The organism is Nocardia takedensis NBRC 100417 (genome assembly GCF_000308695.1).
In the GTDB taxonomy this organism is placed as follows: domain Bacteria; phylum Actinomycetota; class Actinomycetes; order Mycobacteriales; family Mycobacteriaceae; genus Nocardia; species Nocardia takedensis.
This window is the reverse complement of record NZ_BAGG01000031.1, coordinates 22,837-47,281: the sequence shown is the minus strand read 5'-3', so window position 1 is coordinate 47,281 and position 24,445 is coordinate 22,837. Positions and strand designations below refer to the sequence as shown.

General features: G+C 65.4%; 22 protein-coding genes. 11 read left to right on the top strand and 11 right to left on the bottom strand.

Annotated features, from left to right (window positions below; all coding sequences use genetic code 11):
* Nucleotides 1–63: 63 nt before the first annotated feature.
* The 4 genes from ON30_RS37205 to ON30_RS06810 form a co-directional block, all read right to left on the bottom strand.
* Nucleotides 64–1,374 (bottom strand): restriction endonuclease subunit S, encoded by a 1,311-nt coding sequence (locus ON30_RS37205; RefSeq protein ID WP_083911194.1) that lies wholly within the window; start codon nucleotides 1,372–1,374, stop codon nucleotides 64–66.
* Nucleotides 1,371–4,934, bottom strand: coding sequence for a type I restriction endonuclease subunit R (locus ON30_RS06820; protein ID WP_083911193.1), 3,564 nt, complete (start codon nucleotides 4,932–4,934; stop codon nucleotides 1,371–1,373). The genes ON30_RS37205 and ON30_RS06820 overlap by 4 nt, the downstream gene beginning before the upstream one ends.
* 108 nt (nucleotides 4,935–5,042) lie before the next feature.
* Entirely contained in the window at nucleotides 5,043–7,130 is a 2,088-nt protein-coding gene (locus ON30_RS06815; RefSeq protein ID WP_083911192.1) for an AIPR family protein, read from the bottom strand.
* A 642-nt stretch (nucleotides 7,131–7,772) separates the two neighbouring features.
* Nucleotides 7,773–9,242, bottom strand: a complete 1,470-nt coding sequence (locus ON30_RS06810) for a Scr1 family TA system antitoxin-like transcriptional regulator (RefSeq protein WP_157183641.1) — start codon at nucleotides 9,240–9,242, stop codon at nucleotides 7,773–7,775.
* A 146-nt stretch (nucleotides 9,243–9,388) separates the two neighbouring features.
* Between ON30_RS06810 and ON30_RS06805 the strand changes: the two genes are divergently transcribed.
* The gene (locus ON30_RS06805) at nucleotides 9,389–9,610 is read left to right on the top strand and encodes a helix-turn-helix domain-containing protein (RefSeq protein WP_040704969.1); all 222 of its coding nucleotides are present in this window, start codon (nucleotides 9,389–9,391) and stop codon (nucleotides 9,608–9,610) included.
* 77 nt (nucleotides 9,611–9,687) lie between these two features.
* Nucleotides 9,688–9,930: a hypothetical protein gene (locus ON30_RS06800; protein WP_157183640.1), complete on the top strand. Its 243-nt coding sequence runs from the start codon at nucleotides 9,688–9,690 to the stop codon at nucleotides 9,928–9,930.
* A gap of 85 nt (nucleotides 9,931–10,015) precedes the next feature.
* Here ON30_RS06800 and ON30_RS06795 read toward each other — a convergent pair whose 3' ends face one another.
* Nucleotides 10,016–10,339: a hypothetical protein gene (locus tag ON30_RS06795; RefSeq protein ID WP_040704967.1), complete on the bottom strand. Its 324-nt coding sequence runs from the start codon at nucleotides 10,337–10,339 to the stop codon at nucleotides 10,016–10,018.
* Between the two features lie 325 nt (nucleotides 10,340–10,664).
* Between ON30_RS06795 and ON30_RS06790 the strand changes: the two genes are divergently transcribed.
* Nucleotides 10,665–12,095, top strand: a complete 1,431-nt coding sequence (locus tag ON30_RS06790; protein ID WP_501040357.1) for an NsdA family TPR-like regulatory protein — start codon at nucleotides 10,665–10,667, stop codon at nucleotides 12,093–12,095.
* A gap of 27 nt (nucleotides 12,096–12,122) precedes the next feature.
* Here the strand turns inward: ON30_RS06790 and ON30_RS06785 are convergent, their stop codons facing one another.
* Both ON30_RS06785 and ON30_RS06780 read right to left on the bottom strand, forming a co-directional pair.
* Complete coding sequence (locus ON30_RS06785) at nucleotides 12,123–13,091, bottom strand: 2-hydroxyacid dehydrogenase (RefSeq protein WP_083911190.1); 969 nt, start codon at nucleotides 13,089–13,091, stop codon at nucleotides 12,123–12,125.
* A 114-nt stretch (nucleotides 13,092–13,205) separates the two neighbouring features.
* Nucleotides 13,206–14,300 (bottom strand): pyridoxal phosphate-dependent aminotransferase, encoded by a 1,095-nt coding sequence (locus ON30_RS06780; protein WP_083911189.1) that lies wholly within the window; start codon nucleotides 14,298–14,300, stop codon nucleotides 13,206–13,208.
* Nucleotides 14,301–14,580: 280 nt separating this feature from the next.
* On the opposite strand from ON30_RS06780, the gene ON30_RS35940 reads away from it, so the two are divergent.
* Complete coding sequence (locus tag ON30_RS35940; protein WP_083911188.1) at nucleotides 14,581–15,507, top strand: helix-turn-helix domain-containing protein; 927 nt, start codon at nucleotides 14,581–14,583, stop codon at nucleotides 15,505–15,507.
* A 34-nt stretch (nucleotides 15,508–15,541) separates the two neighbouring features.
* Here the strand turns inward: ON30_RS35940 and ON30_RS06770 are convergent, their stop codons facing one another.
* The 3 genes from ON30_RS06770 to ON30_RS06765 form a co-directional block, all read right to left on the bottom strand.
* A complete protein-coding gene (locus ON30_RS06770; RefSeq protein WP_051029012.1) occupies nucleotides 15,542–16,486 on the bottom strand; it encodes a homocysteine S-methyltransferase family protein in 945 nt (314 codons plus the stop codon).
* Complete coding sequence (locus ON30_RS38890) at nucleotides 16,446–16,949, bottom strand: hypothetical protein (protein WP_157183639.1); 504 nt, start codon at nucleotides 16,947–16,949, stop codon at nucleotides 16,446–16,448. The genes ON30_RS06770 and ON30_RS38890 overlap by 41 nt, the downstream gene beginning before the upstream one ends.
* Before the next feature lie 200 nt (nucleotides 16,950–17,149).
* Nucleotides 17,150–17,881, bottom strand: coding sequence for a hypothetical protein (locus ON30_RS06765; protein ID WP_157183638.1), 732 nt, complete (start codon nucleotides 17,879–17,881; stop codon nucleotides 17,150–17,152).
* A gap of 738 nt (nucleotides 17,882–18,619) precedes the next feature.
* Between ON30_RS06765 and ON30_RS06760 the strand changes: the two genes are divergently transcribed.
* The 7 genes from ON30_RS06760 to ON30_RS35935 all read left to right on the top strand — a co-directional run bounded on the left by ON30_RS06760 (nucleotide 18,620) and on the right by ON30_RS35935 (nucleotide 24,126).
* Complete coding sequence (locus tag ON30_RS06760) at nucleotides 18,620–19,246, top strand: MspA family porin (protein ID WP_083911187.1); 627 nt, start codon at nucleotides 18,620–18,622, stop codon at nucleotides 19,244–19,246.
* A 367-nt stretch (nucleotides 19,247–19,613) separates the two neighbouring features.
* Complete coding sequence (locus tag ON30_RS06755; protein ID WP_157183637.1) at nucleotides 19,614–20,285, top strand: hypothetical protein; 672 nt, start codon at nucleotides 19,614–19,616, stop codon at nucleotides 20,283–20,285.
* Between the two features lie 40 nt (nucleotides 20,286–20,325).
* Nucleotides 20,326–21,081, top strand: coding sequence for a trypsin-like serine peptidase (locus ON30_RS06750; protein WP_040704959.1), 756 nt, complete (start codon nucleotides 20,326–20,328; stop codon nucleotides 21,079–21,081).
* Nucleotides 21,082–21,262: 181 nt separating this feature from the next.
* A complete protein-coding gene (locus tag ON30_RS06745) occupies nucleotides 21,263–21,637 on the top strand; it encodes a VOC family protein (protein WP_040705028.1) in 375 nt (124 codons plus the stop codon).
* 165 nt (nucleotides 21,638–21,802) lie between these two features.
* Nucleotides 21,803–22,357 carry a hypothetical protein gene (locus ON30_RS06740; protein WP_040704958.1) on the top strand — a complete coding sequence of 185 codons (555 nt, stop codon included), beginning with the start codon at nucleotides 21,803–21,805 and terminating at the stop codon, nucleotides 22,355–22,357.
* 36 nt (nucleotides 22,358–22,393) lie between these two features.
* Nucleotides 22,394–22,966: an NUDIX domain-containing protein gene (locus ON30_RS06735; RefSeq protein WP_040704957.1), complete on the top strand. Its 573-nt coding sequence runs from the start codon at nucleotides 22,394–22,396 to the stop codon at nucleotides 22,964–22,966.
* 137 nt (nucleotides 22,967–23,103) lie between these two features.
* Nucleotides 23,104–24,126: a helix-turn-helix transcriptional regulator gene (locus tag ON30_RS35935; protein ID WP_051029011.1), complete on the top strand. Its 1,023-nt coding sequence runs from the start codon at nucleotides 23,104–23,106 to the stop codon at nucleotides 24,124–24,126.
* Nucleotides 24,127–24,194: 68 nt separating this feature from the next.
* On the opposite strand, the gene ON30_RS06725 is transcribed toward ON30_RS35935, so the two are convergent.
* Nucleotides 24,195–24,395 (bottom strand): DUF6011 domain-containing protein, encoded by a 201-nt coding sequence (locus ON30_RS06725; protein ID WP_040704956.1) that lies wholly within the window; start codon nucleotides 24,393–24,395, stop codon nucleotides 24,195–24,197.
* Between the last annotated feature and the right edge of the window lie 50 nt (nucleotides 24,396–24,445).

The following is a 24,445-nucleotide window of genomic DNA, read 5'->3' as shown; positions in this document are numbered from 1 at the left end:
CCTCATCTCGAGAAGAAGAGCCGAAGACCCGAGACCGTGTCGGATGTGCACGCCGGGACCCGGTCAATTCGCGGCCACCGCTTTCCGGCTTCGACGCGGCACGCCACTCGGCTGCTGATCCTTGATTGTCGCCAGCGTGAGGTCGGCGGGCTCGTCGGTGGGGTCTTGGTCGACCAGTTCGCCGTTGAATGCCGCGCGAAGGAGGGAGCGGCGGAGCGCGGCAGACTTCGACCGAATCGTCGGCAACCCCGTTTCGAGTCTTCGCGCCTGCTCGAGATCACGTTCGAGGGCCGAAAGTATGGCCTGTTGCTCGATTGTCGGCGGTACAGGGAACTCGATCGTCTTGAAGCGGTTCACGGAAAGATGCGCGATATTGGTAGTGATTCGCACCTCCTTGGTAAATCTGCCTGAATGCATATAGTGCCGAAAAACCATAAGGGCCCATTCAGGAAGCACATCTTCGACGGCTCGGAAACGAATCAAGCTATTGGTGAAAGCGATCTCTGGCGGATTCCCACGATACATCGCGGGTCGACCGAGCAGATGCGGGCTCTGCCCCTCATTCAAGAGGATATCGCCGGGAACGAGACGGAATCGCTCGAAAACCTCCGGCGGGAAATCCATCTCCATCACGTCGGAAAGGTCGAGTCGGTCTTCGAATACATTGGCGACTCGCAGGTAGGGACGCATGTGTTCACCATCGTGCCAGTCGGGGTGTCGTTGACGACCGAGGTCGATCCGGCCCGCTTCCGCTACGGTTCGCACGGACCAATGGGCAGGCCATGGGCACCCGACTCGAGACGCGATCAGCCTACGAACGAGTCTCGATGTTCGCCGATGCACGTCGGAAACGCCTTGCTCGGCCACGTCCAAGCGGGAGAGATGATCTTCGAGAACCTCGACGATGCGCCGCTGCTCGGCGATTGGGGGTAGTGGGAAATCGAACTTCGACAGATCGCTCCCCGCAAGTCGCATACGCCCGGTGACACCGGCCATTTGATGCTGAGCGTCGTCCCTCACGTCCGGATGTAAACACCAGTAGTAGAGAAATACGGGATCGACAGCGGATGTTGGGCGGATGACGATGAATTCGGTACTACCGCCGGTCGGCGGCGCATCGGGCGGCAGCAGTGCAACCTTGCCGTTCTCAAGACAGGGAGTAATTCGCGCGAAGAGCACATCATTGCAGCGCGCACGAACCCCAGCGCGGCTACCGCGCTGCTCGTACGAGACCGGGTGGCGTGATCCCACTTCGACCGCGCTCATCGTGACGAATTGCGCGCCGAAAACAAGTGCCGGATCTCGTGGTGAGACAACGGCTACGTCGCCCAACGTCGTCCACATCCACCCCGTCGGCAGAGTTCGCTCCATCATGCGATCAGTTCCGTATTCAGCTCATCCAGCAACTGCAAGGCTGCCTCTCTACTCGTGATCTTGAAGTCGGTCGCGAACCGCTGGCTGCCACCGAGGTCGCTGAACGGTATCTGGTCGAGGTCGGCGATCTCCACTGCGACGTTGGTTTTCACCACATCCACGATGACGCCGAGCCAGCGACGCTGCTCGCCGGTGAACTCGACGCCTCTCCGCTGCTGCTCGGCCAGCAAGGCCGCGAGCCGGTCCTCCACCTCGGAGGCGAAAGGCCGGATCTTCGAGTCGCTTCCCACGCCGGCGTCCTTGGCCAGCTCGAACCGCAGGATCGACACGAGATCCGGCACCTCGACCTTGTGCTCCGGGTCGGCCAATTCGCCGAGGTCGGCGTAGGCCTGCCACAACGCTTCGATGCTTCCGATCGCGGGCACCCGCGCCACCTTCTCGGCGAGGGCCTTGAGTTGCGCGTACGTCGGTCGGCCAGGAGCGCTGCCGTACAACACTTGCAGCACCGCGATCTCGTCTCGGTGCTCGGCCAGGTACTCGCGGAACGAACGGACCGGCTCGTGCGTGCCCTTGCCGTAGGCGACACGGTCGGTGCCGAGCAGTGTGTCCGCGTTGACCTGATCGAAGATCAGGTCCTTCTTGCGGCGGATGTCGAGGATCGCCCGGCGCAGCTCCGGGTTGCCTGCGAGCGGGGCGATGCCGTCGTGAATCTGCTCGGCCACTTCCGCGTTCCCGCCACGCCGCTCGGCGGAGAGCACGGCGTCGCTGTCACTGGCGTCCGCGATCCGCTTCGCGATCTCACGCAACTCGACTCCGCCTGCGGCTTCGGCCAGTTCGGCGGACTCCGCGGGGTCGAGTTGCGAGGCCAGCTTCGCCAGCCGCACCGCCAAGCTGGACGCCTCGTCGGGCGTGATCGTCAGGGTGCCCGCCTTCTGTAGCAGTTTCTCCAGTGACACCGAGGGGGCGCGCTCCATCGGCGTCACATCCACCAGTGGCGAGTCGGTGACACCGACCGCGTCGATGATGACGAACCGGTCCTTCTTGACGCCCTTGGGGACATCCGGAGTCAGCGCCGCGTAGTCATCCGCCCCGATGATCCGGGAGCCGCGGCCCTTCATCTGCTCGAAGTACACCGCGGAACGGACCGACCGCAGAAAGAACACGCACTCGATCGCGCGCACGTCAGTGCCTGTGGCGATCATGTCCACTGTGACCGCGACCCGCAACGACGGGCTGTTGCGGAAGTCTTGCAACAGTCGCCTGGGATCATTGCCCTCACCCTTCGACTTGTAAGTGATCTTCGCGGCGAAGTCGGCACTCTCGTCGAAAACCTCGCGCACCTGCTCGACGACCATGTCCGCGTGCGCATCGGTCTTCGCGAAGATGAGGGTCTTCGGCACCGCCGAACGGCCGGGGAAGATCTCGGTGTAGAGGCGGTCCCGAAACGTCGTGAGCACCAGTCGGATCTGGTCCTCGGTGATCACATCCTTGCCGATCGCCTCGCCGGTGTACGAGAAGTCCTCGTCCAGCTCGAGATAGCGTTGAGCCCGAGTACGGCGGTCGCGCACAGGGACCACCGTTCTCGCCTCGATGGTGGCCCCCTCCTCGGTGATTCGCGTCCGGATCTTGTAGACGTCGAACGGAACGTTGACCCCGTCGATCACCGACTCCTCGTACGTGTACTCGCTGACCAGGTTCCGGTCGAAGAAGCCGAGAGTCTGCTTCGTCGGGGTGGCGGTCAGTCCGATGATCGGGGCGTCGAAGTAGTCGAGCACCGCCCGCCAGCGCCCGTAGATGGAACGATGGCATTCATCGACGATGATCAGGTCGAACGACTCCGGCGGTACGTCCGGGTTGTAGACCGCGTCCACCGGCCCATCGGGCTCGACCGAGTCGCCGTCCAGATCGTCGTCGGCATCCGCCTCGGGCAATTCCTTCCCTTGGAGCATCAGGAACAAACGCTGGATGGTGGAGATCGCGACGTTCGTCGAGCCGAGGACGGCACGACCCGCGAGGCGTTGCACGTTGTAGATGTCGCCGAAGCGGCGGCCATCATCGACCGGCACGTAGTTGTCGAACTCCGACTGGGCCTGTTCGCCCAGGTTGTTGCGATCAACGAGGAACAGGATCTTCGATGCTCCCGCGTGTTTGATCAATCGGTAGCTCGACGTCACCGCCGTGAAGGTCTTGCCCGCGCCGGTGGCCATCTGCACGAGCCCTCGAGGATGGTTGGCAGCGAGGGATTTCTCGATTCCCTCAATGGCCTGGATCTGGTTCGGGCGCAGCCCATTCGCGTCGAGAACAGGGAGATGTTGCAGTCGAGCGCGGAAGGTCGGTGCGTCGGGACGCTCGTCAGCTTGCTGCATCCACGATCTGATCGTCTGCGGCCTGGCGAAAGTGAAAACCTCTCGCGACCGCGGCTTCGGATCGAGTCGGTTGGTGAACCGGGTTTCCGCGCCGGTGGACTCGTAGAGAAAAGGCAGCGCTTCGCCGCGCCGCCAAGCCGCGAGTTGATCCTCCTTCTGGAGCCCCACCGAGTACTTCGCGGTCTGCTCCTCGACTCCGACGAGTGCGGTGCCCTCACGCTTGGCCTCGATCACGCCGACGATCTTGCCGTCGACATACAGCAGGTAGTCGGCGTAGCCGGTCGCGAGGGGGAATTCGCGCACCGCAACGCCGATCCGCTCGTGCGGGTTGACATCCGCGCAGTCCTGGACCGCCCACCCCGCCGCCGCGAGCTGAGCGTCGATGACGCGACGGGCCTGTACCTCGTTGAGCGGGGGACGGCGACGAAAAGCCTTGGAGAAGGAGTTGCCAGCGGCGACCGATACCTTCTCCGGTTCGTGGGAGGCAAGCGCACCCGACCGCTGCAACGCTGCGAGCTGCTGCTCGAGAGCTGCCAATCGCTCGGCGACCGCCCGCTCGCGGTCCCGGGCATTCGCGAGTTCCACCTCTGCGGCTCGACGTGCTTCGGCCTCGGCCGCCTGCGCGGTCTTGGCGGCGTCGAGCACGGTCAAGGTCTCGGTCAGCTCGGTCTGCGAGGCAGCGAGTTGACGGTTGATCGCGTCGAGCGCGGCCTGATCACCGACATCGACGACCTGCGGTGGCGCGGGGGGCTGCGGGGCGATGAAGCTGCGGGGCCTCAGATCATCAGGGAACACAGCGTGTCGCAGCAGGTTGCCCAGATGCCAGCATTGCTCGACCGACCACAGTGCGGATCGGACGTTGAACAGGTGGCTGTGGGTGGCCTCGTTGCCGATCTTGCGGACGTCGTGCAGTGTCGCGGCGGCGGCTTTGGTGAGCACTCCCGCGCGTTCGAGCGCTGTGATCCGGTCAAACTGTTTAGAACCTCTGAAGCGGGTGCCACTGCGGCGGATCAACTGCTCGGCCAGCACCTCGCCGAATTGACGGCATTTGATCAGCGCCCCATTCGGATCGGTGTAGACACCGGACTCGGCGCCCGCCCCGTAGATGGTGAGCAGCGGCTCGATGCGGGCCAGCGATCCGAAATTGACCGATTCTCGGGCAGCATCCAGCAGTCTCGGATCCACGGTCGACATTCGGCTCCCCTACTGCGATGTTGCTCCCGGACATATCCTAATGGAATTGCGGGACCCTGACCTGCGTCGACACCAATCGGCTGACCACGCGGACAAGCCCGGCGCTCGTCAGTCTCCGGCTGCGATGTCCATTTCGGCGTCCTCGAGGTCATCGAGGGCTCTTCTCGCCAAGTCAGCGAGTGTCTCCTCCTCGTGAGTCATCCAACGAGTCGTTCCTTGATTGGCGACAGGCCGTGCCGCCCACTCGGCGAGCTCCCACATATGCGAAATCAGGCCCGATGGCGAATACTGCTTACCGTCGGCTGCCCACAGGATCGGACGTTGACGGTGCGGAACCCACGTCGCGCGGCCACGTCGCGCGTCCTTGGCGAGCCAGCTTTCCAGAGCGGCTGTTTCCACAGGGAAATTGTTCGACAGGACAAGAGGGGTGCCCTCTGCGAGCACGCCTTTGTCGATCAACACCGTCACGGCATTCGGGCGGCGGCGTTGACGTTGCTGTGTGCTCTTGCGGTAGCGTCGTGCCGCCGTCTCCGAGGCTGGTGATCCATGCAGAACCTGGTCGGTGATCTCCCGGCACCTGACAACGTCCGAGCACACGACTGGCAGTTGGGAACGTTCCCCGTACAAAGCATCGATCGTCGTGGCAACCACCGGAACCAGTTGCTTCACCAGATCGGGGACCTCAGCGACCGCGCGCTCGGACCACGGAAGATCGCGATCGGGTTCATCCATGCCGTCGGCATCGAGCTTGCGGAACACGAGGTGTGCCAGCAGGTATTTGCCGTGATCCATCAACACGACACCGCGGCGCTCGAAACGGCCACGCAGCTTGTGCAGACTGCTCTGAACCGCGCGCAGGACAAGAACCGCGTTCCACAGCAGATAGACGCTCGGCTGCGGTCGGAACAACACGTCGTAGATCCCTTGTGAGCCGCGCTCCCACAGCACATCCAACGTTGTCGCGATGCGCGCGGCATACTGGCTGTCCGGGTGGGCGCACGCCAACGCGCATGCTGCCTCCACCACCGAGCAGCCGGCATCCGCCGGTGGTTCGAGTTCGCCGCGGCGTACGCTGTAGTCGAGGCCGAGTTCGGCCCGCATCTCCTCCATGATCCCGGCCTGGATCGGCTCCAAGGCTATGAAATCCCTGGCTTCGACCCGGTTCTGGCGATTGGTCGCCTGTGTCGTCTGCTTGGCGAACTGCGAAGATCCGTTGGTGACGATGATGCGAACATTCACCTGAGCCTCGGCGGCAGCCTCTTCCCGATGAACGGCCTCCGCAATGGATTTCACCGTCTGGGCGCCATTGACGACGCTCGCACCACGCAGGACCAGCGACAGAGGTCGATTATGAGGTGCACGCATCGACTGGTTGGTCCGATCGGCGGAATCGCACAGCACGGTGATGCCATTGTTGAAATACCAGAAGTTGGCGGGCTCGTCGGTAAGTGTGGCGATCAGCGCGTTGTTGATGGGTGTTCGGCCGAGCGGATTGCGGATATTCGCATTGAACAGATCGGAACCGTTCTCGACCCATCGAGCGATCTCACCTGCGTTCATCACACCCTGGAACGACGGGTAGGGCGAGCCGAGCTCGAACCACGGGAAAAGGTCCACGTCGAGATTCACCGGCGGAGGCGTGAGGTCCTTCCGGATCGACTCCCATACCTCGGGAGAGAGGATGACCCGGTGGTCGAGAATCTCACCATGCCGATTGAACTCCTTTTCACCGTTGGCCAGCGCCTCGGTGAATCCATCGGTCACTCTGTCAGCGCGCATCAACACCACGACCTGCGTCACCGGCACCGGCAGTCTGGTCATCTCGGCGTGCGCGCGCTCGGCGAGCGCCCTGCCGCGCGGGTTGAACGGCGCGAAATCTCCGTCATCGATCAGGCGTAGTCCGGCCAGCAGTTCCAGCACCGCCCCACGGTCGCTGTGCGCCTTCCCGTTCTTGCTCCACTTGGCCTGGACGAGATAGATGTGGGGGTCGGTGCCATCAACCACCGCGATGGCGTCGATTCCCTGGTCCGACACTCCGTCGATCACCGTGAGAGCCGCCTCCTGATGGCCGAATCCGGTGACGATACGCACCGCCTGAGCGGTGAGAGCCCGTGACATCGCACGAGGCTCGACATCGGACGCGGGACGACCGTCGAGGTCGCTGATATCCAGCAGGCCGGATTCGATGTAGATCATCCGTAGCGCCCTCTCGACTTGACGAACCTGTGTCGGTACATCGGCGTCTTGCGAACTGATCACTCTCTTCCCTCCCGACCACCCGTACGCCAGCGGACACGAGACCACGATGCCGAACTCGACGCTCTACCTGGAAACCGCAGTGTCACGCAGCAGATGAAATCTGTTGCCACGATATCTGTATCGCCCAAGCCCGCACGACCCACCATGACAATAGACTGCTCGACCGTCGATAGTAGTGGTCTTTCTGCGGACGCTCTCGCCGACGCGTGTTCGTGGCGTCCGTTGATCGGTCCACGTGGACCTGACGGGGATCCATGGGCTAGGTCAACGGACTGTGACAGTCGGTCATCGGTGTGCAGGTTGCAGCATTCCCGGCCGTGGATCGACACACGTGACTGCACAGGCGGGCAGTTCAGCGGATATTGACATAGGACCGGTTTCCAACCGACCGCGCACCAGAGTCTGAACCGAATACGCAGGGGCAGCACGAGAATTATTTGCGCATGTCGTTCCTGACGGTGAGTGACGACTCCGGCTGTGACGATAGATCGAAGCTCTGCGTCCAACACGATGGTGGTCGCGGTCTCGACACGACCGCGTCCTCGGCCGCGTATGCGCTCGGCCCGACAGCACGGCGTGTCAGGAAGACTGCGAGCTGGAGGGCTCGGGGGAAGGGACGGTTCGGCGGGCGGCTTCTACGGATTCGGGGTGGTCGGTGAGGTTGCGGCTGAGTTGTTTGAGGTAGTCGATGGAGTCGGCGGGTGAGAGGGCGGCTACGCCGAGGCGGTCGAAGAGGGCTGCGTAGGGTTCGACTTCTCGGGGGTTGTCCATGTAGATGGCGTTGGTGAGGTGTTCGATGTAGACGAGGTCGGGGCGGCGGGAGCGTTGGAAGTCGAAGCGCAGCAGGCTGAACGAGTGGGACAGTTCGCGGGTGGTGGCGGCGCGGCGGCGGATCTGCAGGGTGATGTGGCGTTTGCGGGCCATGAAGATGAGGTGGTCGATCTGCTCGCGGTAGATCGAGTGCATCTGGTGGCGGTATCGCCGGTGGTCGAGGCGGCCGGTGACGCTGTCGTGCGGACTGGGGAGCCAGAACAGCGCGTTCTCGTCGATGATGGCCCACAGTCGGACGGGGTTGGGGCGGAACAGCACGGTCTGGCGTTGCATCCGTACCTCCACCTGCGTTTCGACTTCGCCCGCGCCGACCACCGCGGTGCCTTGCGATCGGCCGATCAGCGCGCGGGCGTAGTCGCCGGTTTGCAGGAGGCCGGGGACGTAGGCGCCTTCGAAGGCGCGGATGGTGTCGGCGGTCTGTTCGAGGCTGACGTAGGTCTGGAACCACGGTGGCAGGACGTCGTCGTAGCGGGTCCACCATCCGGATCGGCCCGCGTCGGCGGCGAGTCGCACGATCTCGTCGACGATGTCGGCCTGGTCGACGTCGTACACGTGTAGCAGGCGGCGGACGAGGTCTTCCTCGAAGGTCGCGCGACCGGCTTCGAGTTCGGGGAGGAAGTTCGGCGGACACTTCAGCGCGCGTTCCACTTCCGCCGTTCCGAGGGCATTCTTCTGGCGCAGGTGGCGCAGGTAGTCGCCCAGTGCCATGCGCAGCACGGTCGGGACGGAGGTGCGGTACGGTTCGGCGGCGCTGCCGGGTCCGTTCGTGACGAGGTGGGCGTTGGGGTTCGCCGTCAACTCGTGTGCGATGTCGCCGAGGATCTCGAACAGGCGGGCCCCGTGTTCGTCCGCGCCCGCTTCGGCTATCTCGGTGGCCAGCCGGTAACCGTCGGTCAACGCGCGTAGCGCCGAACGGGATTCGCGGCGCTCGCGCGGCCGGACCGCGGTCGCGGCGGTGAGTACAGCGGGCCCCGCGCCGACCAACGGCGGGCCGCCGTGCAGGACGTCGCGCGCGCTGCCCGGCACCCACCCCAGCGCCTGTTCCACCAAGGCCAGCGTCCCTTCCGAGACGCCCCGGGTGCCGCGTTCCAGATCGCCGAGGAGTCGGTAGCTGAGCCCGGTGGCGCGGGCGAAGTGTCCGCGGGTCGGCATCCCGAGTTCTCGACGTCGCTCGATCACCTGACCTGCCAGGTGTTTCCAGTCCGCAGTGGCCGCCATAGGCATACTCTGCCACTCCGGTGCCCGGTTACGCCAGAATAGCTACGCAGGTCATCCCCGAACGCTGACCAGAACCGATTCGCTGACTGGAAGCTGCTTCCTATTCAAAATGGCAACTGCTGCCCAGTTATAGCTACGATGCACATATGGCATTGAAAGATGCAGACCGGGTCGGCGAGACGATCCGCGCCCTCCGTGAAGCGCAGGGTCTCCCCCGACGCGCCCTGGCCGGTCGAATCCACATCAGCCCCTCGCATCTGGCCAATATCGAGGCCGGCCGGCGTGGCTGCACCTACGCCATCGCCTGTCGCGTCGCCGCGGCCCTGGAAGTCCGACTAGCGGCCATCACGGTCGAAACCGAGGACTGACACTCGCATTCCCGGCCGTTCGACGCGTGCACGGCCGCTCGATCCGCACCTGACTCTGTACCGAGGAAAGCATGGTCATGGCTCCACAGAAGCTCGACTCCCCCAGTACGTCCCGACGCGACCGCTACCAGTCGGCCGTCCTGCTCCTGGCTCTGGCCCTCGTCGCCGAATTCGCCGCCATCGTCGCCCTTCTCGCGCTACTCGTCGCGCTGGTGGCGGGATCTCCGCTGTGGCAGGCGGTGCTCGCCGGTAGCGGCGGGTTCGCGACCACGACGCTGCTCGGCCTGGCGGTGGTGCGTCTTCTCGTGCTCCGTAGATAACGGCCGAACTCACGTGCCGAGCCGAGATGGGGGCACGTGAGCCCCGGCGAGTGCCCGACCCCTCGACGGGCACCGCGCGTATTTCCTACCGCTGGTGCGCCACGCGCTCGGCGGCGCGGACGAGTCGGCCCTGCATCCGCTTCCACAACAGGATCAGCGCGTGCTCCCAGAGGATTCCGAGCCGGTCGGCGCAGCGCCGGGCGGTCGCTTGGGCGAACCGATCGTCGACGGACCCGAGGACACTGACGATCTCGTCGAATTCCATTCCCGCCATGGCCTGTTCGCGAGTGAGGGATCTGTCGGGCAGCCAGGTGAGCCGCCAGACGTCTCCGTCTCCCTCGGTGACCCGATAGGCCCATTCGGGTGTCGTCTCGCTGGTGATGGTCCAGTCAGTGGCATGAATGCTCATGCTCACCTCCGCTTCGGGAAAGTCCGGCCGGGCGCCGGAACGTGCTGTATCGCGTAATGCCCACACTCGCGGAACAGGAAGCCGTGCACGAGTTTCTTCGCCTCGGTGTCCGCTGCGCGTGAGCGCTCTGCACGCGTCGCGTGCAGAGTCGGGCGGCGGGTCGACACCCGGCGGCGGCATGGATACGGTGGCGAAATGCCTCTCCCCGATGGGATAGCCCCCTTGATTTCGGAGCCGGGACCCGAATGCGCGGTCAGCGGTCAGCGACCCGATAGAATCCGGGTAACCTGGGAAAATATGCCGCGCCGGGGAGGCCGGAAGGGCAGTGACGAGTCAACACAGCAGCACCTGTGGGCGCCGCCTGGCCAATAGCGTCGCGGCGTCGGGTGGATCGAAACACGACGCCGCGTCGGCCATTCATCGACATTGTCACGTCTCACTCCTTCGGGCATATCGCATTGCCCATGGGTTCACGCTGGTCGAGGCGACCGAACTGCTGAAGGAGATCCTGCGCACTCGCGGCACACCGCGGGAAGGTCTGGCGCATCAACGCATGTCGCAGTGGGAAACCGGCCGTGATGTGCCGACCTCCCGCTATCTGGACGCGCTGTGCTACCTGTATCGCTCCCGGCCGGATCGGCTCGGATTCGGACACGATTACTCCGAGCCCGAACCGGTCCTCGAAACCAGAATCGAGGAAGCCGTGAACCGCCGACATTTCCTCAGCTCGGCCGCGGCGAGTTCGGTGTTGATGTCCGCGCCGCCACCGATCGGACTCGCGGGATTGTCCGAGGACACAGTCCCCGCGGGCAGTCGGTCCATGCTCGCGTATGTCACTCTTCTGGAAGAACTCGTCGAAGAAAGCGGGTACTCGCTCTACACCGCCGCGCCGGCGGAATTCGTCTCCGCCCGAATGGTCGACCTCGGTCGCGTGGAAGCCAGTCTGCTCACCGTCACCTCCGCCGACCTGCAACGACGGCTACACCGGGTATACGCGAAGAACGCGGGATTCATCGCGATCCGACTGAACGACGTCGCGGGAATGGAGCACACGTTCGAGTGGTTCGGCGTCGCCCGGCGAGCGGCGCGGCGGGCCGAGGACCCGACCGTCGAGGCATGGGTCGCCGGACACATCTGCGATGCCTGTACCTGCTACGGACAGTCGTTCGCCGCGGGGATCTCCGCAGCGCAGGTAGCCCAGACGGCGGGCGGCAGCGCACCGAACGCCGCCGCCGTATTCGGCTACCTCGCCGAAGCGGGGGCGCGTGCGCGAACAGGCAGTCGTCGCGCGACTCTCGACGCGGTACGCAAAGCCGACCGGATGTTCGCCGAATTGCCGGACTCGGAAACGACGGCCGACGGATTGCATGTGACCGAGTACTTCCTGCGCTGGCACCAGTCGAACGCGCTGACCGTCATCGGCGAACGCGCGACGGCCGACATCCTTCGGGACCGGGCCATGGAATTGCCCTTCGCGCGGCAGGACGAGGTCGGCCGCGCGTTGCTGCGACTCGATGAAGCCGATCTGCGAATGGGCGCGGGTGAACTGGACGCGGGCAGTACGACGATCACCTCGATGTGGGACACCTTGCCCGCGGAGTTTCGGGTCGGTCAGATCCCCAGGAGAGTTCTCCAGATCATCGACAACGTCAAACCCGCCTATTCACGCAGTCGGGAAATCCTCGAGCTGCGTGAGTGGCTCGAGGCGTCGACTCCGCTGGAAAGCCTCGGAGCCGGCCGCGGATCGGAGAGTTGATCGGCCGGCTCCTCTGGGCGTGGTCGGCTACTCGACGAGGAATTCGTCGGTGCCGTGGCGAAGGAAGTTCAGAATGGATCCCACTGTTCGGCAGGCCATGGCGTCGCGTGCGTCGTGCGTCAAGGACGCGATGGACCCGGTGATCGACAGTGGACTCGGCTGCAACCTCTTCAGCTCCTGCGTGACCGGCAGATCATCGCGATAGAACCCGTCGAAAGCCGCGGCCCCGATCCGTCCCGACTTCAGATGCGCGAGCAGATCGACGGGGTTCACGACTTCGGCGCGAGCGGTGTTGACCAGAACGCTTCCTTCCGGAAGTCGCCGCAACTGCTCGTCACCGATGAGCCCGGCGGTGTCGCTGTTTCCCGGGATCATCACTATCACCGATTCCACGGTCGAGAACAGGTCGGTCAACTCGCGATAGACGACGCCGAGTTCGTCCTCCACATCCCTCTTGCGAGTTCGGCTGTAGTAGCTCACTTCGGCGCCGAACCCGCGGGTCAGGATTTCGGTGATCCGTGTACCGATCCCGCCCATACCGATGATCCCGACCGGATGTCCGTGGATGTCACGCAGCTTCTGCTCGTCACCGTTGAGTCCGTCGGCGTAGCCGATGGTGTACTCGGTGAGTCTCCGTCGGCAATTCAACAGCTGCCCGATGGTGAACTCGGCCACCGAATTACTCGAGATGTTCGGCGTATTGGTGACGCGGACGCCGTACTCGCGGACAGCCTCCACGTCCATGAAGCTCTCGTACCCGACCCCCAGGAAGGCGATGAGCTCGAGGGCGGGCGAGGATTCTATGGCTTTCGCTGTCGCGAACTCGTCCCCCCCGAGCAGGTAGACCCGAACCTCGTCGAGCGCTCGGACCAGTTCGTCCTCGGTGCGAAGCTCCTCGTCGACAGCGCGAACAACGCACCCCGCGCGCACGAGCGGCTCCAGCTTGTCCGGATCGATGCTCGATCCGGTAACGAGGACAATAGGTGACTGCTTCATGATGGATACCCCCGATCGACCGTGCCGGTCGTCGATACTGCTACTGCTCGAAATTGTCGAGCCCTTGCCACCGCGGGCTCGGGTGTATGCGCCTCCCTTCCTCTTCGATGACGATCAGTTCGCGAGAGCTGCCCGAACCGATGGCGACCTCATGATCTCGGCCGCCCGGGCGATCTGTCGCTCCGGACGTGCCAGCGATATCCGGACCCGATTCGTCACGGTATTCGCACCGGACCAGAAGAATTTGCTGACCGGCAGCAGAGCCAATCCGTGTCCGTGCATGAGGTCGACGAATGCGACGTCATCGCCGGCGAAGTGCTCCGGTATCTCGGCGAGCGCGAAACTCAGCGCTGTCACACCGGTCAATCCCAGCGTCCGCATCGCGGGCCCCAATATCTCGGCATTGCGACCGATCGCGCGTCCGAGACGTTCGGCGCCCCGGTCCGCTTCGATCACCCGCGCGCAGAGGTAGAGGCTCACCGGAGACACGTTGAGGGTGATCTCGGCGCCGATCTCGCGGACCAACTCACGCATGTCCTTGTTACCGGTGACGACCATGGACACTTTGCATTCGAGAGTCGACCAGATCTTGCCGGTGTCCTCGATGGCGATCACCATGGGGTGGTTCTCGACCAGTTCATCCAGGGCGGCATCGGGTGCGCCCAAGAACTTGAAGGTCCGGTCCACGACGAGCACGGTGTCATGGCGTTCGAGCAGGCTGCCCAGCCGCGGCCAGAACTCGGAACCCGGGTGCCATCCGGTGGGATTGTTGGGGACGCAGAGGAATACGGCATCGTGGGTTCGCACGGCGTCCAGAACGTCGTCGACGTTCTCACGAAGGGGACTCATCGTCGCTCCCGCCCGCTTCAGCAGCAGCGCGAGACTGTCGAATGTCGGCTCGATCAACGCGACCCGACGCCGCTCCTCGGCCATGAGCAGTTTCGCGACGGCGTCGATGGCCAGGCTCGCGGAGGGAAAGAAGACGACATCACGATGCGGCAGGGCGGAGCCATGACGGATCAGCGTGTCGAGGAATTCGGTCTCCAGGTCTCCCTGTCGTGCCGAGGCGAGAGTTTCGAGGAGTTCCGGGGTGAACGTCACCGTATCGGGGTCCAACTTCGCATGCCCGTCGGCGAGATTGCATTCAATCTGAAGCCCAGCCGTTTCATATTCGGTCAGGGTTGGCTGCCGTCGCAAGACAGACCTCATGGTCGGATTCCTTGTTTTCGAGCATGGCAATACAGCCAGCTGCGTGTGGATATCGGCGGATGAGATCAACAATGCAGCAGACGGACGGCGTCCGACTACCGCTTTTCACCGGATGCGGAACACTCCTCACTTCCCACCACGGTGAACACTTCTGTTGTCCGACTTCACGGTAGCGACGAACGCGCGTTCGTGGCAAGCTCGACGCGTCGTAGCGTTATAGCGGCCTATATTCTGAATATCGTCGATCGGGAAACCGGGCCGACGCCCAGTGGTGGAGGTAATGATCTTGACGCAAGAGCCACGGCCCGTTGCGTTTCCCGCAACCCTGCGCTCGCTCATCGAATCGCCCTCGATATCGAGTAGCAGAAAAAAGTTGGCGCGCGCGATCCATGTCAACGAGGCGACCGTGTCGCACTATCTACACGGCCGGGCGAAGCCCAGTTTCGACGCGCTGATCGGCATCGCACAGTTCTTCGACGTGAGCATGGACTACCTCATTTTCGGCGAGCGTCCGGAAGTGGTGGCAGGGGACGAATCCACGCTGATGAAGGCCCAGATCCGGATGGCCATCGCCGAAGCGAGCGATCTCGGGGGACGGCACCTCGACATGTTCTCGCGCATCGCCCGGACGCTGCAGAACGAGATCAGTTCCACCGCCCGGGCACTGGCCGAACTCGGCGACTACTCGGCCCCCGTCGGCTTCGTGACCAATGCCGAGGCCATCGGGATGGAAACCTGCACCCGGCGGGTGCGAGTGATGACCCGGATCTTCCAGTCCGACATCAGCGACGGTGAACCGGGCCCCTTCTTCGAAGTGGTGGTGAACAATCTCCACCAGGGACGGACCTACGAGTATCTGCTCTACGGCGACATCGACGGACTCGGCCCACAGGTGAACCGACTGCGGGAATTGATCGAAGGCGCGGGAGTGTCCCGCGATATCGTGCGGGACAATCTCCAGTTCCGACACCTCCGCCAGGAATTGGTGTGCGCGGTCTGCATTCTCGACCTCGACATGCCGCTGGTGGAACAGCGCGAACCCATCCTGCGCGAGCGCCATCGAGGAAGTATCACGGCCGAAGGCGTCTGGGCTTACATGAACGTCCAACGCGAGGACGCACAGGGCGGATTCACCATCGAACCGGTCTACCTGGAATCGGCGCTGCGACAGTTCGACCGTGACTGGCACGCCGCGCGTCGGGTCTGACCGATATCCGTAAGGCGTTCGGCACCAGTCGGACTCACGCGGATCGGCCGCCCGCGCAAGCCATGGCCACCGCGGCGATGTGGCGGTGGTCGGTGCCGCAACACCCGCCCAGGACCGTGAGATTCGGCAGCAGGTCACGCAGTGCGGCGTACTGTTCGGCGAGTTCGGTCGGATCGCCCGCGTCGAGTTCGGTCGGCTCGTCCAATTCGGCGTGACTCGCGCGTGAGGCGTTGGCGCGCAGCAGGCCGAGGCGGGCGGTCCAGGGGTCGGCGCCGAGGGCGGACCGGAAGTGGTCCGGGTGGGCGCAGTTGATGCCGTAGTGGAGGGGGTAGCCGTCGGTGGCGGCGTCGACGGTTGCCACGGCGTCGGCCAAGGTGTGCCCGGACGGAAGTCTTCCATCGGTCTCGACGGTGAAACCGACGGCTATGGAGGCTTTTTCGGATCGCGCGGCGCGTGCGACGCCGATCGCCTCCTCCGGATAGGTCATCGTCAGAACGGTGATCAGGTCGGCGCCCGCCCGCGCGAGCGCGGCGATCTGCGGACGGTGGTAGTCCTCGGCCTGCGCGGCCGACATCCGAGTGCCGACCTGGTAGCCGTCACCGCGCGGGCCGACATTGCCGGACACCAGCACGCGCACCTCGGTGCATTCCGCGCCGATGCCACGCACGAGATCGACCGCCTCGCCGTTCACCGCACGCAACCGCTGCGCGTCGTAGCCGAGACGCGCACCCCAATCGGCCGACGCGCGCCAGGTCGGGGTGTCCAACACGATGTCCAGACCGTGTCGGCGGGCGATGTGGACGTAGCGGCGGTAGTAGTCGCGCAACACCTCGCGGCCGAACCCGTCGCTCAGCAGCGGGAACGCCGCGAAATCCGGCAGGTCGAGGCCGTTGTGGAAGACGAGGGTCGTCTCCAGGCCGCCGTCGGTCAGCAGCAGGTCACCGGAGCGCCACAGCGGGGTCGGACGGACGTTGTTCACGGTGCCACTCTCTCCGGTCGACGGACGGTCTTCGGAGAATCGCCGTACAGGCCGCGTGCCGTTTCAGTGCGCGGCGGATTTCCTCCTCCGAAGGTGGATAGCCGCCGGTGCGCGGACGGATCGCGCACAACACGTGAAACGGGGCGTGGCTCGAAAGCCACGCCCCGTGCGCGTATGGATCAGGCCGCCCCCGAGTTAACTCTGCCGACTCGGGGCGCGGACCCAACGTCTTGCGGTATTCCTCCCAGGACGGCAAGCGCAGCGGCGGCTCACCTTTTCCCACGTCACTCGTCTCGAACTCCGCGACGATCGGCCGACCGTTGATCTCGAGGAATGCCTGGTCCGTGGCCCGCCGGAGATCGTCGGCATTGTCGAAAAGACGTCCATCGATGACGAATTCCGCTCGCCACCTGTCGTTCCGCCGCACACGCACTATGCAGATCTCCGGCTTTTCCCAGCTCATCGCACACCCCCGTTGAATTTCCGCTTCTCGAACTCTGCCGTATCGTCCGACCCGACCGGAGACCGCGCTAGACCTGGGCAGAAGCGGCTTCGGGACAGCAACCGTGTCCTGATTCACTTTTCGGCTGCCAGTGGTTCTGCCGGACGCCACCATACCTTCGACCATCTATCGCTTGCTCTCTCACGAAAGTGGCATTCACCCTATCCACCCCGAGAGGACCGGTAGGCGGAAAACCGCTCGCACAGAAATGCATCGAACGCCTGTACCCGACTCGGAGACTCCAACGCCGAGAAAGCGGGCAGAGACGAATACCAGCTCATCAGGTCCGTCGCCCCCTCGACCTCACCCACGGACAAGGCCAACACCATCACTGCCCGGAGACGATGGGGATCGGGAAAGTTCTGCACGACATTGTCGAAAGTTGCGTGACGCGCTGTCGCCAGTAGCTTCGCCACCCCTTGACGCTCTTCCAGCCATTCCGGCACAGGGCCGTCCATGGCCTTCTCGAGCCCTCGCACGCACTCTTCCGGGCTCTCCAGCGTCCAACCCTGCCGGAGCTGCTCACGGGTGAACACCAGCGACTCCAGCAGCCGCCGATCCAGAAACACCCCCGTCCCCTGCCATGACTCTCCCATCGCTTCCGGCGGCGCTTCGACCAGCACCGAATCGACGGCGACCGACCGCAGTTGGAATCCTACGTACGCGTCCTCGCTCCAGTCGTCATCGCAACTCGCGATGAACTCGACCCGGGGCACCACGTCCGCCACACCCCAACCGGAAAGGCAATGCGAGACAGACAGACTCGTCCCCACAGTCGACGGCGAACGCGACGTCTCATCAGCGGGCCCGCATGGCCGCCAACCGCGCCGAATCAGGACCGAGCCGATCGCCGCCGCGTACTGGTCGATATCGGCGATCTCACCGGAACTCATCGGACATCTCCCTCGGGCGCGAGATCGTGAACGGCGCCGCAATCATACGATCTCGCCGGATCCCGGATCGACCGGCTGCGTGTCCTCGACCTCGTGTGTCGGCCTCAGTCGGAGTTCCCGAGCTGCCTCGGTGAATCTCCGCGCGTCATCCATGGGATCGTGTCACCGGCACCCAGAAGGACCTGCACAGGGAAGCCCGAGTTCGAGTCGGTATTCGCGGCGAACGGCGAGCCCGATCTGGGCAGCTTACGACCCTGATATGGGCTCTTCGCGAAACGCAATGTCGACTCCCCCATCGGAATTACGCGATCCGTGCGGTTCAGAGCCTCTCACGCCGACGGCGTCGCTCGTCACCGCGCCCGTTGCGGGCCCCGAAGTCGGCTCGCGGCGCGAGCAAGGATCGTCGCGGACGATCCGCCTGAAGTCCTAGCGGGAGGGCGCGTCCAGGCCGGGTGAACCCATCGACACCGACGCGGTGCAAGACAGGTTTACCTGGGGGTCTCAGGGTTTGTTCAGGGGGTCTGATATATCTGTGGGCGAGAACGCTCGTGTCCACCAGCCAGCGGACCGTGGAGCGCACAGTCGGCTTCTGCCTGTGGGTTTGCGGTGCGGAGTAGTCACGGGGGGCGGTGGGGCGAGCCGCCGGGCACGGGTGTTCTCGGTGGGTCGGACTCGCGAAGGCGACCGGCTCACAAGATCTTTCGGGGAGGAATCTTGTCGTACACACTTGCGCGCGGTATGGGTGCTGTGCTTGCTTCGATCGCCGTGGCGGTGGTCGGGGCCGGGGAATCGCGCGCGTATGGCTATGCGCCGCACGAGAACACCTACTTCATGCCGACCGGATTCGGGTTCACGGTCGGGCACACGGACCTGACGGCGAATCCGGTGGCACCGCAGAACATGGCGCCGACCACTCGGGAAGTGTTCTTGGACAACACTTCCTACGGGAGCATCGACGGCCCCGGAACCGGGATGTTGCGGACCGGATATCTCGTGAGCTGCGCCGTCGCCATCGATCTGACGTTCGGGGCGACGATGAGCACCGGTTTCGACACGGGTCTCACCCTCGGGATCGACGGCACGCCCGACGCGCTGTCGCCGGGGGTGAGCGCGTCCATCGGGCCGCAGATCGGCGCGTCGATGGGATTGGATCTGGAGATCTCGCCCGGGGTGATCGAACAGATCGAGGTCGGGACGAAGACTCTCGGCGGCGGGATGACGGGATATGTGATGAGCCGCGACTTCCACCTGGTGGTCGAAGGGTGCGGCGGCGCGTTGACGATCAGGCCCTACACGCGGATCGAGGTGGATTCGCCGGAGACCACCGCGAACGGGGCGGTGTACGGGGACGTGATCGTTCTGTAGGGCTGTCCGAGGGGACGGTGGAGCCTTCGCGTTCGGGTCGATGGTCCGTCGGGTGCGGTTCGGTAGGTGGAGCCGGGGAGGTCAGTACCCGGCGGCCACCTCGGTGCGGCGCGGGGTCGCCCACCCAGCGAACCATCCGGCTACGGAAGGGCGTAGCGAGGGAGCGAGACCGGACTCGAACTTTCCCGCCACGCCGGGCCTTGCGGGCGGACGGATATGGCCTGGACAGGGGAATACACTCGGTCCGCGCGAGAATTCCCGCTCGGCGGGCGGTGGCGACCGAGACGCGATAGCCGGCCATCTCTCCGTTCGAATGCGGCGAACACAGAACCCGATGATCTTTCCCGGCTTCGAGGAGGTTGTCCCGGTGCGTTCGAGGAGGGAGTTCGCGGCGCTGGCCGGTGCGGTCGTCGTCGGATCGGTCGGCGCGCTCACCAGGACCGCCGCCGCCACGCCCGCGGTACTCGGCGGCAGCGTCGTCGCGGTGACGGACTGCGAGCAGGCGCTGCGGATGGATCTCGACAGCGGATTCGACGGCGTGGTCGGGCTGTGGTTCGACGACGGCCGAATCGTGTTCTTCGGCCGTCGGATCAGCGGCGGGACGATTCGGTTCGGCGGCGACGTCACGGTGCGCTCGGGCGCACGACTCACGCGGTTGACGGACCTGATCATCGATGTCGGGACCGGCACCGTCAATGCCACGCTCGACACCCGCCCGCTGCGACTGGCCACGCTCGACACCCGCGATCTCCGGTTGCGCAAGCGGCCCGGTGCCGCGAAATTGGCCGTCGCGATCGGGGGCGAACGCTTCGCGCTGACCGACGAAGGGGCGGCGGCGCTGAACACGGCGCTCGGGGGTGTCGGCCTCACGCCGGGCGGCGCGCTGCTCGTCGGGAGTGTCGTGGCGGGCCTGCCCGTCGACGCGGAACTCGCGGCGCAGGTGAACACGACGCACAAGGCGCTGGTGGAGTACGGGGTCGACGTCACCGTCCGACTCGACGGGCTCATCGATGTAGCCGATCACCTCTACCGGGACTGAACCTCTGGAGACCACGCAACAACAGTTGTAGCGTTGACGCATGCGTCGTCTCGCCGGGGTGCTCGTGTCGTTGTCGTCCGTCGCGATCCTGGCGGCAGGGGTCGCCGGCGCGGTGCCGGATTCGCGGACGGTCGCCGAGCCCGACCCGTGGATCGGGGCGGTGTTCCTCGGAAACGGCCCACTTCATACGTGTTCCGGCAGCGTGCTGGACAGTCGTGACGGGGATCTCGTCGTCACGGCCGCGCACTGTGTGATCGGGAACGGGGCGTTCCTCGGGTTCGCGCCCGGCTACACGCGCGGGCGGGAACCCGTGGGGCGCTGGGAGGTGGCGGAGGTGTATCTCGATCCGCGGTGGGTGCGGGGGTTCGACGCGGATCACGACTACGCGATTCTGCGGGTGCGACCGGGGGCGGGGGCGCCACCCACGTCTGTCGAGCAAGCCGTCGGGGGCGGTTTTCGACCGGCGGACGGGCCCGCGGTCGACGACCTGGTGACGGTGACCGGTTACGGTGTCGGACTTCTCGATTCGCCGACGACCTGCACGAGACCGGTCGGACGCGAGAACGGATACGCCTCGTTCGCCTGCGACGGATTCGTCTACGGAACCAGCGGCGGGCCGTGGGTCGAGGGAAACGACCTCGTGGGGATCATCGCCGGACCGCATCTCGGCGGATGCCTGAACGGGATCTCCTACACCCCGCCGTTCGACGACGCACTGCACGACCTCATCCGCCGGGCCGAGAATCGGGCCCCCTCGGACTCCGCTCCGATCGCCGACCTCGTCAACGACTGCTGAGCGGTGAGCCGGTGCGAGCTACACTGCCTCTCATGACAACCGGGACGGCGTCGAGCCACGCACGGACGGGTGACCCGGTGCTCGGCTGAGCGCCGCGTGGGCCCGCGGCCCCGACCGGACGCGCGGACCTCCTTCGACAGTGATCGTTTCGCTCGAAAAGCAGATCACGACAGGAGGATTCATGTCCGCACGTTTCAATCACACGATCATCGCCGCGAAGGACCGGAACGAGTCCGCGGCGTTCTTCCGCGACATCTTCGAGCTCGCGGACGCCCCGTCCTGGGGCGTGTTCACCAATCTGCTGTGCGAGGACGGGGTGCTGCTCCAATTCGCGGAACCGCCGGTGGAGATCCAGAGGCAGCACTACGCGTTCCTGGTCGATGACGAATTGTTCGATCGGGCCTACCGACGGTTGCGCGACCGGGAGATCGAGCACTGGGCGGACCCGCATCGACGGGAACCGGGGCGAACCAATACCGACCACGGCGGGCGCGGAGTGTATTTCCTGGACCCGGCGGGGCACGGGATCGAGATGATCACCCGGCCGTATCTCTGAATTGGTCGGCACGTCCCACCGCCCGCGTGGTGACCGCCGCCGTTCCCGGTGTACCGACCGTACGCGGTGAGTCGGCAACGGTGGCTGAATGGTGGACCATGACCGCGTCCTGACCGGATCACTCGTTCGAGCAATGCACCGAGAGTCCGGCGGTAGGGTGCGGCGATGGGGTTCGATACGGTGGCGGAGTATTCGCGGGAGCCGGTGACCGAGGAGCATCTGCGGCGGCTGGCGGAGATCGCCCGCAATGAGGTCGAGATGTTCTTCGGGCGCAATCCGCACTTGGCGCCGTATCGGGACGCGTACTTGATGACGGCGTTGACGCAAGGGGCGGCCCTGCATTACGCGTCGGGTGGGCAGCATCGGGTGAAGGATCTGGACATCCACGCATTCTTCGTCAAGGTGGATCCACACAAGACTCAGTTGCGGCGGGCACGGCGGGTGATCGATTTCGGCCTCTCGGAATTCGGTCGGCATCCCGACGATGTGGCGCTCGGGTTCGCCGGCCGCCATGTGGACGGAATCTTCCGGCTGGTCGACACGGCGGGGTCGGCGGATGATCCGATCGCGACGGTGCGGGGATATCTACGGCACAGTTCGACGCCGACGGCGTTCCACCTGCGGCAGAAAGCTGTCGTCGCGCTCGATCCGCCCGAATTGTTCGGGGAGGTCGTGTGGTTCGACCGGAGTGCGCGATTGGATCCGGGATACGACGAGTGAGCGTGGGTTGTCGGTGGGGTGTGGGAGGGTGGGCGAATGACGGCTGCTGTCAATGTTGTTCGGGATCTGCTCGCGGGGATCGAGCCGGTCGACGAGGTCGAACGGGCGCATCTGGCGGAGGCGGTGGCGTGGGTCGCGCGCACCGAGGATGTGTTCCGTCGGGCGCCGCCCGCCACGCCGCCGCGGCATCTGGTGTCGTATGTGGTGGTGGTCGATCCGGCGGGCGACGCGGTGTTCCTGGTCGATCACGTCAAGGCGGGGTTGTGGTTGCCGCCGGGCGGGCACGTGGAGGTCGGGGAACATCCGGCGTTGTCGGCCGGGCGGGAGGTCGAGGAGGAACTCGGGATCCGCACGGACCTGGACGCGGCGAGTCGGCCGGTGTTCCTCACGATCACCACCACGGTCAACATCGACAGCGGTCACGAGGACGTGAGTCTGTGGTTCGTGACGACCGCGGGCCGCGAGACGGTGTTCACCCTCGATCCGACCGAATTCCGCTCGGGTCGGTGGTGGGGCGTGGCGGAGATCGAAGCGGCCGATCCAGCACGGTTCGATCCGCATCTGCGCCGGTTCCTGCGCAAAGTGCGGGGGTCGCGGCCGGCGGGCTGACGCCGGTCGCCGGTCCGTCCGAGGGGGTGAAGATCGGAACGAACGGCGTTCGGCCTGCGTAGACCGCGGCTGAGGTGGTAGTGCCATGGTGACGCACCGGACGGCGCGACCCTCGTCTCGGCGGGAAGGAGGCCGTTGTGTCCGAGCAGACGACGTCGGGCGGCGGACGGTCCGAGACCGTGCCGATCCGACGGCAGGAGTTCGCGAGTACCGACTCCGAGGAGATCAGCGACCATCTGGGCCGGGTGTACACCGGGAATCGGTTGCGATTGTCCGAGGAGAACGGTCGCGCGCGGATGTCCATCGGGCTCGCCGCGGGGGCGACGCTGACGGCGGATCACTTCTCGTCCACGATGGGATTCCGCACCGACGCCGACCCGATGGACTGTCCGGTGTTCGTATATCTGCGCGGCGGCGGATACCGGGTGTGGACGCGGCGCACGCATCACGCGGACCGGGAACCGATGGAGTTGGCGTCCGGGGCCGACGGGCTGCAACCGCCACGGGTCGACCTGGCCGCCGAGGCCCACGACCTGGATCTGGACGTGCTGCGGATTCCCGATCACCATTTCGTCGAGGCCGCGGCGGCCGCCCACGGTGAGGCGGCGGCACAACGACTGCGTTTCCTGGACTGGCATCCCCTCGACGCCGGACGGGCCCGGTACTGGCGGACCCTCGCGGGCGGGGTGTACCTGGAGATGATGGCGTTGGACTCCGCGCTGACCCACCCGATCCTGGCGAACCAGGCGGCGAGTTGTCTGGCGACGGCGGCGCTGCTGGTGTTCCCGAACACCACGTTGACCGAACAGCAGGGGCGCGATCCGTCCCCGATGACGTCGGCGGCGTTGGCCAAGGCGGTCGACTACATCCACGCCCATCGCGGCGAAGCGCTCGGGGTCACCGAGATCGCCGACGTCGCGGGGGTCACGGCGCGCGCGTTGCAGTACGCCTTCCGCGCCCACTACGACCTGACGCCGCTCGGCTACCACCGACGGGTGCGCTTGGAGGCCGCCCACGACGAACTGGTCGCGGCCGATCCGGCGCGCGGTCAGAGCGTCGCCGCGATCGCCGCGCGCTGGGGTTTCCGGCATCCGGGCCGCTTCGCGATCCGCTACCAACGGCTCTACGGCCGCTCCCCCAGCGACACCCTCCGGAACTGACCGGCCGCGTCTCTTCACCGGCGGTGAAACTGGGTGAGCGCGGCTCCTGCTGAGGGAGCGCGCCGCGCTCAGGCGGCGTCGAAAAGGGTGAGTTCGGCGGCGGGGTCGAAAAGGGTGAGTTCGGCGGCGGCGCGGGCTTCGGCGCGTTCGCGGATCGCGCAGGTGGGGCCGATGCCTTCGGCGACCGAGCGCGGGGACAGGAGCCAGCCGTGGCAGCGGCGGCAGTGGGCGACCAGTCGTACCGTGGGGCGGTCGTCGGCGGTGGCCATGTGGTTCTCCTCGGGCCGGACTGCTTCGTTTCCAGTGTGCCGGCGGGCAC

Bases quoted from the DNA above. Each gene is read 5' to 3' on its own strand.
- ON30_RS37205 (WP_083911194.1), bottom strand. From the start codon at position 1,374: ATGATGGAGCGAACTCTGCCGACGGGGTGGATGTGGACGACGTTGGGC.
- ON30_RS06820 (WP_083911193.1), bottom strand. From the start codon at position 4,934: ATGTCGACCGTGGATCCGAGACTGCTGGATGCTGCCCGAGAATCGGTC.
- ON30_RS06815 (WP_083911192.1), bottom strand. From the start codon at position 7,130: ATGATCTACATCGAATCCGGCCTGCTGGATATCAGCGACCTCGACGGT.
- ON30_RS06810 (WP_157183641.1), bottom strand. From the start codon at position 9,242: ATGGCGGCCACTGCGGACTGGAAACACCTGGCAGGTCAGGTGATCGAG.
- ON30_RS06805 (WP_040704969.1), top strand. From the start codon at position 9,389: ATGGCATTGAAAGATGCAGACCGGGTCGGCGAGACGATCCGCGCCCTC.
- ON30_RS06800 (WP_157183640.1), top strand. From the start codon at position 9,688: ATGGCTCCACAGAAGCTCGACTCCCCCAGTACGTCCCGACGCGACCGC.
- ON30_RS06795 (WP_040704967.1), bottom strand. From the start codon at position 10,339: ATGAGCATTCATGCCACTGACTGGACCATCACCAGCGAGACGACACCC.
- ON30_RS06785 (WP_083911190.1), bottom strand. From the start codon at position 13,091: ATGAAGCAGTCACCTATTGTCCTCGTTACCGGATCGAGCATCGATCCG.
- ON30_RS06780 (WP_083911189.1), bottom strand. From the start codon at position 14,300: ATGAGGTCTGTCTTGCGACGGCAGCCAACCCTGACCGAATATGAAACG.
- ON30_RS35940 (WP_083911188.1), top strand. From the start codon at position 14,581: ATGATCTTGACGCAAGAGCCACGGCCCGTTGCGTTTCCCGCAACCCTG.
- ON30_RS38890 (WP_157183639.1), bottom strand. From the start codon at position 16,949: ATGAGCTGGGAAAAGCCGGAGATCTGCATAGTGCGTGTGCGGCGGAAC.
- ON30_RS06765 (WP_157183638.1), bottom strand. From the start codon at position 17,881: ATGAGTTCCGGTGAGATCGCCGATATCGACCAGTACGCGGCGGCGATC.
- ON30_RS06760 (WP_083911187.1), top strand. From the start codon at position 18,620: ATGGGTGCTGTGCTTGCTTCGATCGCCGTGGCGGTGGTCGGGGCCGGG.
- ON30_RS06750 (WP_040704959.1), top strand. From the start codon at position 20,326: ATGCGTCGTCTCGCCGGGGTGCTCGTGTCGTTGTCGTCCGTCGCGATC.
- ON30_RS06745 (WP_040705028.1), top strand. From the start codon at position 21,263: ATGTCCGCACGTTTCAATCACACGATCATCGCCGCGAAGGACCGGAAC.
- ON30_RS06740 (WP_040704958.1), top strand. From the start codon at position 21,803: ATGGGGTTCGATACGGTGGCGGAGTATTCGCGGGAGCCGGTGACCGAG.
- ON30_RS06735 (WP_040704957.1), top strand. From the start codon at position 22,394: ATGACGGCTGCTGTCAATGTTGTTCGGGATCTGCTCGCGGGGATCGAG.
- ON30_RS06725 (WP_040704956.1), bottom strand. From the start codon at position 24,395: ATGGCCACCGCCGACGACCGCCCCACGGTACGACTGGTCGCCCACTGC.